Here is a 9,963-nt window from a genome sequence, read left to right as displayed (position 1 = left end):
CTGTCGCTGCCCGGCTCGCCGATCCTCTACTACGGCGACGAGATCGGCATGGGCGACAACATCTGGCTCGGCGACCGCGACGCCGTCCGCACCCCCATGCAGTGGACCCCCGACCGCAACGCCGGCTTCTCCCTGTGCGATCCGGGGCGCCTCTTCCTGCCCACCATCATGGACCCGGTCTACGGCTACCAGGTCACCAACGTCGAGGCGTCCATGTCCTCCCCGTCCAGCCTGCTCCACTGGACGCGCCGCATGATCGAGATCCGCAAGCAGAACCCCGCCTTCGGGCTCGGGTCCTACACCGAGCTGCAGTCGTCCAACCCGGCGGTCCTGGCGTTCCTGCGCGAGTACGGCGACGACCTGGTGCTGTGCGTGCACAACTTCTCGCGGTTCGCGCAGCCCACCGAACTCGACCTGCGGGCCTACGACGGACGGCACCCCGTGGAGCTGATCGGCGGGGTGCGGTTCCCGGCCATCGGTGAACTGCCGTACCTGCTGACCCTCGCGGGCCACGGCTTCTACTGGTTCCGGCTCACCCGAGTCGCATCCCGCATCGGCCGCCGCCACTGAGCGCACGGCGCCGAGGAAAGGACGCGTCACCATGCCGAAGACCATCACCCTCCGACCGAGAACCGCGGCCGGCGCCGACCGGCCGCTGGCCTCGCTGGGCCGGATGCTGCGCGAATGGCTGCCCGAGCAACGCTGGTTCGCGGGCAAGGACCGGCCCGTCACCGATCTGTCGGTGCTGTCCGTGACCGAGCTGTTCCCCGGCTGCCTGCACCTGCTGGTGCACGCCTCGCACGCGCCGGTGCCCACGCCGGGCGGCACTCCCCCGCCCGGCGACTGCTACCAGCTCCTGCTCGGGCTGCGCGAGCACGTCGCCCCGCGGCTGGAGCGGGCCTTCATCGGAAGGGCCGGAGAGGGGCCGCTGGCCGGACTCGCCGTCTACGACGCCCTGCACGACCCGCGCTCCGCCCATCTGCTCCTGGAGCGGCTGCGCCGCCCCGGGGCGTCGGGTCCGCTGCGCTTCGAGACCGCCCCGGCCGTCGAGTTGCCCGGCGGGCTGCCGCCGCGGCTGCTGGACGCCGAGCAGTCCAACTCCTCGATCGTCTACGGCGACGCGTACATCCTGAAGCTGTTCCGCCGCATCCAGCCGGGCGTCAACCCCGATCTGGAGGTGCCCGGCGCGCTGGCCGAGCAGGGCTGCGCCCGGGTGCCGGCCCCGGTCGCCTGGTTCAGCACGACCGCTCCCCGCCCGGCCACGCTGGGTGTGCTGCAGCCGTTCCTGCCCGACGCGACCGACGGCTGGACGCTGGCCCTGGGCGCGCTCGCCGCGGGCGACCACTTCACCGCCGAGGCCCGTGAACTGGGCCGGGCCATGGCCGAGGTGCACCTGGCACTGGCCGAGGCCTTCCCGCCCGCCGGACCGGGCGAGAACGGGCGTACGGCGGAGGCGATGTGCGCCCGGCTGGACGCCGCCGCGCACGCCGTGCCCGGGCTGCGGCCCTACATCCCCGGGCTGCGCGCCGCGTTCGGCGCGCTGGCCACCTGCGACACCGGGCCGCCCGCCCAGCGCATCCACGGCGATCTGCACCTCGGGCAGGTGCTGCGCGCCGGGCGCGACTGGTTCGTCATCGACTTCGAGGGGGAGCCGTCCCGGCCGCTCGCCGAGCGGCGGGCGGCTCAGTCCCCGGTGCGGGACGTGGCCGGGATGCTGCGCTCCTTCGACTACGCGGCCCGGCAGCGCCGCCCCTGGCGTCCCGAGTGGGCGCGCCGCTGCCGGGAGGCGTTCTGCGCGGGCTACGCGGCCCGCGCCGGCTGGGACCCACGCAAGAAGCACGCGCTGCTGCGCGCGCACGAGACGGACAGGGCGGTCTACGAGGTGCTGTACGAGGCGAGACACCGACCGGACTGGCTGCCGGTACCGATGGCGGCGATCAAACGGCTCGCCGTGTGGGGAGGCTGACGTCATGGCACTGCGCGACACCGTGCTTCCCGAGCCCGCCGGACCCGCTCCGGCCGCGGCACCGCCGCTCGAACCCGCTGAGCGCGACCGGCTGCTGGGCGGCGCTCACCACGACCCGCACGCCGTGCTGGGTGCCCATCCGGTGCCGGGCGGCGTCCTGTTCCGGACGCTGCGCCCGAACGCCCGCGCCGTGAGCGTCGTGGTCGGCGGCGAGCACCAGGACCTCGTCTCGGAGGGCGGCGGCCTCTTCGCCGCCGTGCTGCCGTACGACGGGATCCCGCCGTACACACTGCGGGTGGTCTACGACGACGGCGAGCAGGAGACGCACGACCCGTACCGCTTCCTGCCCGCGCTCGGCGAGCTGGACCTGCACCTGATCCGCGAGGGCCGGCACGAGCGGCTGTGGCAGGCGCTCGGCGCCGAGCCCATGACCCACGACGACGTGGCGGGCACCCGCTTCACCGTCTGGGCGCCGAACGCCCAGGGCGTGCGCGTCGCCGGGGACTTCACGTACTGGGACGGCACGCAGTACCCGATGCGCTCGCTCGGCGCGTCCGGCGTGTGGGAGCTGTTCCTGCCCGGCATCGGCGAGGGCGCGCGGTACAAGTTCGAGATCACCTCGCGGTACGGCGACCGGTTCCTCAAGGCGGACCCGATGGCGCGCCGCACCGAGGCACCGCCCGACACGGCCTCCGTCGTGACGGCCGCGCACCACGAGTGGGGCGACGGGGACTGGCTGGCGCACCGCGCCGACACCCCGGTGCACGAGGCGCCGTTCTCCGTGTACGAAGTCCATCTGCCGTCCTGGCGGAAGGGGCTGAGCTACCGGGAACTGGCGGAGCAGCTCCCGGCGTACGTCAAGGAGATGGGCTTCACCCACGTCGAGCTGATGCCGGTCATGGAGCATCCCTACGGCCCCTCGTGGGGCTACCAGGTCACCTCCTACTACGCCCCGACCGCCCGGCTCGGCACTCCGGACGACTTCCGGTACTTCGTGGACGCCTGCCACCGGGCCGGGATCGGCGTGATCATGGACTGGGTGCCGGCGCACTTCCCGAAGGACGACTGGGCGCTGGCCGGCTTCGACGGGGACCCGCTGTACGAACCCGGGGACGCCCAGCGCGCCACGCATCCGGACTGGGGCACGTTCGTGTTCGACTACGGGCGTACCGAGGTGCGCAACTTCCTGGTCGCCAACGCGGTGTACTGGTGCGAGGAGTTCCACATCGACGGCCTGCGCGTGGACGCCGTCGCCTCGATGCTCTACCGGGACTACTCGCGCGACTCCGGGCAGTGGACGCCGAACGTCTTCGGCGGGCGCGAGGACCTCGACGCGGTCGCCCTCCTGCAGGAGATGAACGCGACCGTCTACCGGCGCTGCCCCGGGGTGGTGACCATCGCCGAGGAGTCCACCGCCTGGGACGGGGTGACCCGGCCCACGCACAGCGGCGGGCTCGGCTTCGGGCTGAAGTGGAACATGGGCTGGATGCACGACTCGCTGGAGTACATCCAGAAGGAGCCGGTGCACCGCAAGTACCACCACAACGAGATGACCTTCTCGATGGTGTACGCCTACACCGAGAACTACGTCCTGCCCATCTCGCACGACGAGGTCGTGCACGGCAAGCAGGCGCTGGTGTCCAAGATGCCGGGCGACTGGTGGCAGCGGCGCGCCAACCACCGTGCCTACCTCGGCTTCATGTGGGCTCATCCCGGCAAGCAACTGCTCTTCATGGGGCAGGAGTTCGCGCAGGGCGCGGAGTTCTCCGAGGCACACGGGCCCGAGTGGTGGCTGCTGGACGAGGACTACTGCGCGGCCGGTGACCACCGGGGCGTGCGGGACCTGGTCCGGGACCTGAACACGCTGTACCGGGACACCCCCGCGCTGTGGCAGCGGGACACCGACCCGGGCGGCTTCCGCTGGGTGCTGTGCGACGCGGCCGAGGACAACGTCTTCGCGTTCCTGCGGTTCGACGCCGGCGGGTCCCCGCTGCTGGCGGTGTCGAACCTCTCCCCGGTCGTCCGGCACGACTACCGCCTGTGGGTGCCCGAGGAGGTTCCCGCCTGGGCGGAGGCACTGAACACCGACGACGTCCGCTACGGCGGCGGCGGTGTCGGCGTCGGCGCTCCCGGGGCGCTCAAGCCCGAGGACGGGTTCCTGCGGCTCACCCTGCCGCCGCTCGCCACCGTCTGGCTGGGCCCCGTGCGCTGACCCGCAGGTGTCGACCGCCGCCCCCGGGGCAGTCGGGGTCGTACAGACTCGCGGCTGCCCCTCGGGGCGCGGACGGAAGGACGGCACGACCTTGCGCACGGTGGGAGTGGAGGAGGAACTCCTTCTGGTCGACCCGGAGACCGGCGACCCCAGGGCACTGTCCGCCGCCGTCCTGGCCCGCGCCGCTCAGGACGATCCCGGACAGGACGTCTTCGAGAAGGAGTTGTTCGGGCAGATGCTGGAGTTCGCCACGCATCCGCAGTCGGACATGGCGGCTCTCGGCGCGGAGATCGTGCGCTGCCGCAAGGAGGCGGCGCGGCACGCCGGGGAGATCGGCTGCGCGGTCGCCGCGCTCGCCACCTCCCCGCTCCCGGTCAGCCCGTCGATCAGCATGAACGACCGCTACCAGTGGATGGCCGGGCAGTACGGCATCGCCACCCGGGAGCAACTGGTGTGCGGCTGCCATGTGCATGTGTCGGTGGAGTCCGACGAGGAGGGCGTCGCGGTCCTCGACCGGATCCGGCCGTGGCTGCCGTCGCTGACCGCGCTGAGCGCCAACTCGCCCTATTGGCAGGGGCGGGACACCGACTACGCCGGCTACCGCAGCCGGGTGTGGGGACGCTGGCCGTCGGCGGGGCCGACGGAGCTGTTCGGCTCGGCCGAGCGGTACCACCGCCGGGTGAAGGACATGGTGGATACCGGGGTCATCCTGGACGAGGGGATGGTCTACTTCGACGCCCGGCTGTCCGCCAACTACCCGACCGTGGAGGTACGGGTGGCGGACGTGTGCCTGCGCGCGGACACCGCCGTCCTCGTCGCCACGCTGGTGCGCGCCCTGGTGGAGACGGCGGCGCGGGAGTGGCGGGACGGCCGGCCGCCGGCCGACCACAGTGTGAGCCTGCTGCGGCTGGCCGCCTGGCAGGCCGCCCGGTCCGGCCTGGACGAGAACCTGCTCGACCCCCGCACCATGCGGCCCCGCCCCGCCGCCGAGGTGCTGCGCGCGCTGCTGGAGCACACCTCGGACGCCCTCGGGGAGAGCGGGGACGCGGCCCGCGCCGAGGAGGCCGTCGAGGCGCTGCTGCGCCGGGGCAACGGCGCGGCGGAGCAGCGGCTTCTGATGGAGCGCGGCGACAGCCTGCGGGACGTCGTCACCGAGTGTGTGCGCCGCACACAGGACTGACGACGCCCGCTGCCGGGCCGGCCGCGCCGGCCCACGGGTTCTCAGAGGATCAGGACGAGGGCGTAGACCAGGAAGAAGGCCGCGATCAGGGCGACGAGGACGAGGATCAGCGTCAGCGGCGCCTTGGCCCAGCCCTTGGTCGGATTGTGCGTCTCCCGGGGCCCGGCCTCGGGCATGCTGCTCTCGGCGGGCGGTGTCTCGCCTGGCGGGACTCCGCCTCCGGGTTCCAGCCCGGTGGTCCGCTCGGGCTCCGGATCGGGGTTCACATGAGTCATGCCTCCCGAGTCCCCCGGACACGCCCAGATCATCACCCGATCACGACTTGCCTGATCCGGGTCCCGAAACCGTTTCCCTGGGCTAGATTCGAGCACCGCCGGCACAGAGCCGACCGGCGGAGTCACCCTCCGTACACCCCGGGAGCAGCGCATGCGCGACGACGCCCTCGCTCCGGCAGCCGTACGCCCGCTGACCGGCGGACTGGCCGACAGCGTCTTCGAGACAGCGGAACGGACCCCGGCCCTGCCGGTCCTGGCCCGCCGTTCGGACGCGGCGCCCGGCCGGTGGGAGGAGGTGACGGCGGTCGAGCTGCGGGACGAGGTGACCGACCTGGCCAAGGGCCTGGTGGCCGCCGGGATCTCGCCCGGGCACCGGGTGGCCCTGATGGCCCGGACCCGGTACGAGTGGACGGTGTTCGCCCACGCCCTGTGGACCGTGGGCGCCGAGGTCGTCCCGGTGCATCCGACGTCCTCGCGCGACCAGGTGGAGTGGATCCTGCGGGACGCCGGCTGCGTGGCGATCGTGGTGGAGGACGAACAGGGCGCGATGACCGTGGGCACCGTGTGCGCGGGTCTGCCGCGCCTGCGGCACGTCTGGCAGCTCGACGCGGGCGCCCTGTCCCGGCTGTCCGAGCAGGGCGCGCTGGTCCCGCCGACCACGGTGGACTCGCTGCGCCGGATCGTGCTGCCGGACTCCACGGCGGCCATCGCCTACACGTCGGGCACCTCGGGCCGGCCGCTGGGCTGCGCGCTGAGCCACCGGAGCATCGCCTACCCGTGCGACACCCTGCTGGCCGGCTGGGGGCACACGGCGGCGCCGCCGGGCGAACAGCCGTCCGTGCTCGCCTTCCTGCCCTTCTCGCACGTGTACGGGATCATGATCCAGCAGATGTGCCTGCGCGGCGGGGTGCTGATGGCGCACGAGCCCGAGATGACCGGGGCCGCGCTCGTCTCGGCGCTGCGCTCCTTCCGGCCGACGTATCTGTACGGGGTGCCGTCGGTGTTCGAGAAGCTGTACAAGACGTTCCTGCGGACGGCCCACGAGGCGGGCCGCGGCGCCCTTTTCGAGCGGGCCGCGCAGACCGCGCGGGACTTCGCCGGGGCCCAGGAGCGCCGGCGGCTCGGCCGTGGACCGGGCCCGGGACTGGACCTGCGGCTGCAACACGCCCTGTACGAGCGGACGGTGTACCGCAGGCTGCGCGAGGCGCTCGGCGGCCGGGCGGCGCGGGGCAGCTCGGGCGGCTCCTCGCTCAGCCGCGAACTGTCCCTGTTCTACGAGGGCATCGGCCTGCACATCCACGACGGCTACGGTCTGACGGAGAGTTCCGGCGGGATCACCATGCAGCCGCTCGGCCGGGAGAAGTCCGGGACCGTGGGCCGCCCGCTGCCGGGGACCGAGGTCCGGATCGCCGACGACGGGGAGATCCTGGTGCGCGGCCCGTCGGTGTTCCAGGGATACGTCGGCGACGAGGCGCGCACCCGGGGCGCGCTGCACCGCGGCTGGCTGGCCACCGGGGACATCGGGCGGCTGGACTCCGAGGGTTATCTGACGATCACCGGCCGTAAGAAGGACGTCCTGGTCACCAGCAGCGGCACGAGCGTGGCGCCGGCACCGCTGGAGGAGCGGCTGCGGCTGCATCCGCTGGTGCACCAGGCGGTGGTGGTGGGCGACGACCGGCCCTGTGTGGGGGCGCTGATCACCCTGGACCCGGAGTTCCTCGCGCACTGGCGGGCGGCGCTGGCGCTGCAGGGTGAGTCGCCGGGCCGTGAGGCCCGCGAGGAGAACGCGCTCATGGAGGAGATCGCACGGGCCGTCGCCTCGGCCAACAGCGCGGTGTCCCGCGCCGAGTCCATCAGGGTCTACCGTGTCCTCCCGGAGCCGTTCGCCCCGGACAACGGTCTGCTGACACCGTCGCTGAAGCTGCGTCGCGACGCCATCGCGCGGCATTACGCCGCCGAGATCGACGCGATGTACGAGGCCCGGTCCCGGGCGGCACGGCGGCCGTCCGCTCCGGAGCCGGCCGACTGGGACGAGCCGGACAACGTCTTCCGGTAGGGTCGCGCCGTCCGCCGGGGAGGGGCCGGGCTCCGGGCGGGGGCGCTCCGGGCGAGGCCGACGCGAGCGGGACGGATATCCGGCCCCGCTGTGGGAACCCGCAGCATGGGAGTGATCAGCAACGACGACCGCCCTGGTCGCAGGGGCCCGCCCGGCCCCTGCCGACGGGGCCGGGGAATGCGAGATGTCGACGGAGCCGCGTTGGGATGAGACACCGCCCTCGGAGGAGAGGTACGAGCGTACGTACTCCTTCCCGGGTGAGCTGCGCAATGTCACGGGTGCCCGGCTCGCCGCCGAGGGGTTCCTGTGCGACCTGGCGCGGAACGCCCCGCCGACCGCGCCGGAGTACTGGGACGACATCCTGCTGGTGGTCACGGAGCTGGCCGCCAATGTCATCCAGTACGCCCCCGGGCCCTTCGGGCTGCACATGCGGCGCACGTTCGACGGGGTGCACGTGACGATGCACGACACCAGCACCACCCGGCCCGAGCCGCGGCCCTTCCACCCCGACGCGGGCGGCGGCGGCATCGGCTGGCATCTGGTGCACACGCTGTGTGACCAGGTGAGCGTCGTGGTCCAGGACGAAGGCAAGGACATCCACGTGTTCCTGCCCTGGTGACGGCCTGCGCGGGCCCGATTCCGGTGGCCACGTGTAGTCGTGCGGGATTCGGATACTCCGGCTCCGCGGGGGCACGCCGGTGCCTCCCACGCGTTCGTCTGCCTGCCGCACCCGGCTGGCGGAACGGCCCGGGTCGCGATGGGATCGAGATGGTCGCGGCGATCCGGGGCAGGCGAACGACGTCGAGTCGGACCGCCTGGAGCCGCAGAGAGGGATGGACACCGTGACACGACCCAGGATCCTGGTGGTTGGCGCAGGCTTCGCCGGAGTCGAGTGCGTCCGCCGCCTGGAGCGGAAACTCACCCCCGAGGAGGCCGACGTCACGCTGGTGACGCCGTTCGCCTATCAGCTCTACCTCCCACTGCTCCCCCAGGTCGCCTCCGGCGTGCTCACGCCGCAGTCGATCGCGCTGTCGCTGCGCCGCAGCAAGAAGTACCGCACCCGGATCATCCCGGGCAGCGCGGTCGGCGTGGACCTGAAGTCGAAGGTCTGTGTCGTGCGCACCATCACCGACAAGCTGGTCAACGAGCGGTACGACTACATCGTGCTGGCGCCGGGCAGCGTGACCCGTACCTTCGACATCCCGGGGCTCGTCGATCACGCCTTCGGCATGAAGACCCTCGCCGAGGCCGCGTACATCCGGGACCACGTCATCTCGCAGCTCGACCTCGCGGACGCCAGCGACGACCCGGCCGAGCGGGCCGCGCGGCTGCAGTTCGTGGTGGTCGGCGGCGGCTACGCGGGCACGGAGACCGCGGCCTGTCTGCAGCGGCTCACGCACGCTGCCGTGCAGCGCTATCCGCGGCTGGACCCGGGCCTGATCAAGTGGCATCTGATCGACATCGCGCCGAAGCTCATGCCGGAGCTGGGCGACAAGCTCGGCCGCAGCGCGCAGGAGATCCTCAAGCGGCGCGGCATCGACGTCTCGCTGGGCGTCTCGATCGACAAGGCCGGTGCGGAGGAGGTCACCTTCACCGACGGCCGGGTGGTGCCCACCCACACCCTGATCTGGACGGCCGGTGTGGTCGCCAGTCCGCTCATCGCCACCCTGGGCGCGGAGACGGTCCGGGGCAGGCTCGCGGTGAACGCCGAGATGAACCTGCCCGGTCACGACGGGGTGTTCGCGCTCGGCGACTCGGCGGCCGTGCCGGACGTCGCCAAGGGCGACGGCGCGGTCTGCCCGCCCACGGCGCAGCACGCCCTGCGCCAGGGCAAGAAGGTCGCGGACAACGTCATCGCGGCGCTGCGCAACCAGCCGCTCGAGCAGTATGTGCACCGTGACCTGGGGCTCGTCGTCGACCTCGGCGGCAAGGACGCCGTGTCCAAGCCGCTGGGCGTCGAGCTGCGCGGTGTCCCGGCCCAGGCGGTGGCGCGCGGCTACCACCTCGGAGCGCTGCGCACCAACGTCGCCAAGACGAGGGTCGTGACCAACTGGCTGCTGAATGCGGTCGCCGGTGACGACTTCGTGCGCACCGGCTTCCAGGCGCACAGGCCGGCCCGGCTGAAGGACTTCGACGGCGCGAACTCCTGTCTGACTCCGGAGCAGGTGCGCGCCCGGGTGGAAGGCCAGACAACGGGCAGCCCCTGATGTGACCTGGATCACCGGGGACCGCCGATCACTCTCCAGCCGGTCGGCGGTCTTTCATGGTGATCAG

At 72.6% G+C, this 9,963-nt stretch carries 8 protein-coding genes; 7 read left to right on the top strand and 1 reads right to left on the bottom strand.

Features of this window, described 5'->3' with window-relative positions; translation table 11 throughout:
* From ABZ478_RS26675 to ABZ478_RS26660, 4 genes are all read left to right on the top strand, one after another.
* The coding region (locus ABZ478_RS26675; RefSeq protein ID WP_359553180.1) for an alpha-glucosidase C-terminal domain-containing protein at positions 1–570 on the top strand (570 nt) is incomplete at its 5' end.
* 31 nt (positions 571–601) lie between these two features.
* The gene (locus ABZ478_RS26670) at positions 602–1,966 is read left to right on the top strand and encodes a maltokinase (protein WP_359553179.1); all 1,365 of its coding nucleotides are present in this window, start codon (positions 602–604) and stop codon (positions 1,964–1,966) included.
* Positions 1,967–1,970: 4 nt separating this feature from the next.
* Positions 1,971–4,178, top strand: a complete 2,208-nt coding sequence (glgB, locus tag ABZ478_RS26665) for a 1,4-alpha-glucan branching protein GlgB (RefSeq protein ID WP_359553178.1) — start codon at positions 1,971–1,973, stop codon at positions 4,176–4,178.
* A gap of 91 nt (positions 4,179–4,269) precedes the next feature.
* Entirely contained in the window at positions 4,270–5,358 is a 1,089-nt protein-coding gene (locus tag ABZ478_RS26660) for a glutamate--cysteine ligase (protein ID WP_359553177.1), read from the top strand.
* 41 nt (positions 5,359–5,399) lie between these two features.
* On the opposite strand, the gene ABZ478_RS26655 is transcribed toward ABZ478_RS26660, so the two are convergent.
* Positions 5,400–5,633 (bottom strand): DUF6480 family protein, encoded by a 234-nt coding sequence (locus ABZ478_RS26655; protein WP_359553176.1) that lies wholly within the window; start codon positions 5,631–5,633, stop codon positions 5,400–5,402.
* A 151-nt stretch (positions 5,634–5,784) separates the two neighbouring features.
* Between ABZ478_RS26655 and ABZ478_RS26650 the strand changes: the two genes are divergently transcribed.
* The 3 genes from ABZ478_RS26650 to ABZ478_RS26640 all read left to right on the top strand — a co-directional run bounded on the left by ABZ478_RS26650 (position 5,785) and on the right by ABZ478_RS26640 (position 9,896).
* Positions 5,785–7,689 (top strand): AMP-dependent synthetase/ligase, encoded by a 1,905-nt coding sequence (locus ABZ478_RS26650; protein ID WP_359553175.1) that lies wholly within the window; start codon positions 5,785–5,787, stop codon positions 7,687–7,689.
* A gap of 184 nt (positions 7,690–7,873) precedes the next feature.
* The gene (locus ABZ478_RS26645) at positions 7,874–8,308 is read left to right on the top strand and encodes an ATP-binding protein (protein WP_359553174.1); all 435 of its coding nucleotides are present in this window, start codon (positions 7,874–7,876) and stop codon (positions 8,306–8,308) included.
* A 214-nt stretch (positions 8,309–8,522) separates the two neighbouring features.
* The gene (locus ABZ478_RS26640; protein WP_359553173.1) at positions 8,523–9,896 is read left to right on the top strand and encodes an NAD(P)/FAD-dependent oxidoreductase; all 1,374 of its coding nucleotides are present in this window, start codon (positions 8,523–8,525) and stop codon (positions 9,894–9,896) included.
* Positions 9,897–9,963 lie beyond the last annotated feature (67 nt).

Origin of the sequence: Streptomyces sp. NPDC005706 (genome assembly GCF_040631045.1) — a bacterium.
In the GTDB taxonomy this organism is placed as follows: domain Bacteria; phylum Actinomycetota; class Actinomycetes; order Streptomycetales; family Streptomycetaceae; genus Streptomyces.
This window is presented reverse-complemented; position numbering and strand designations above follow the sequence as displayed.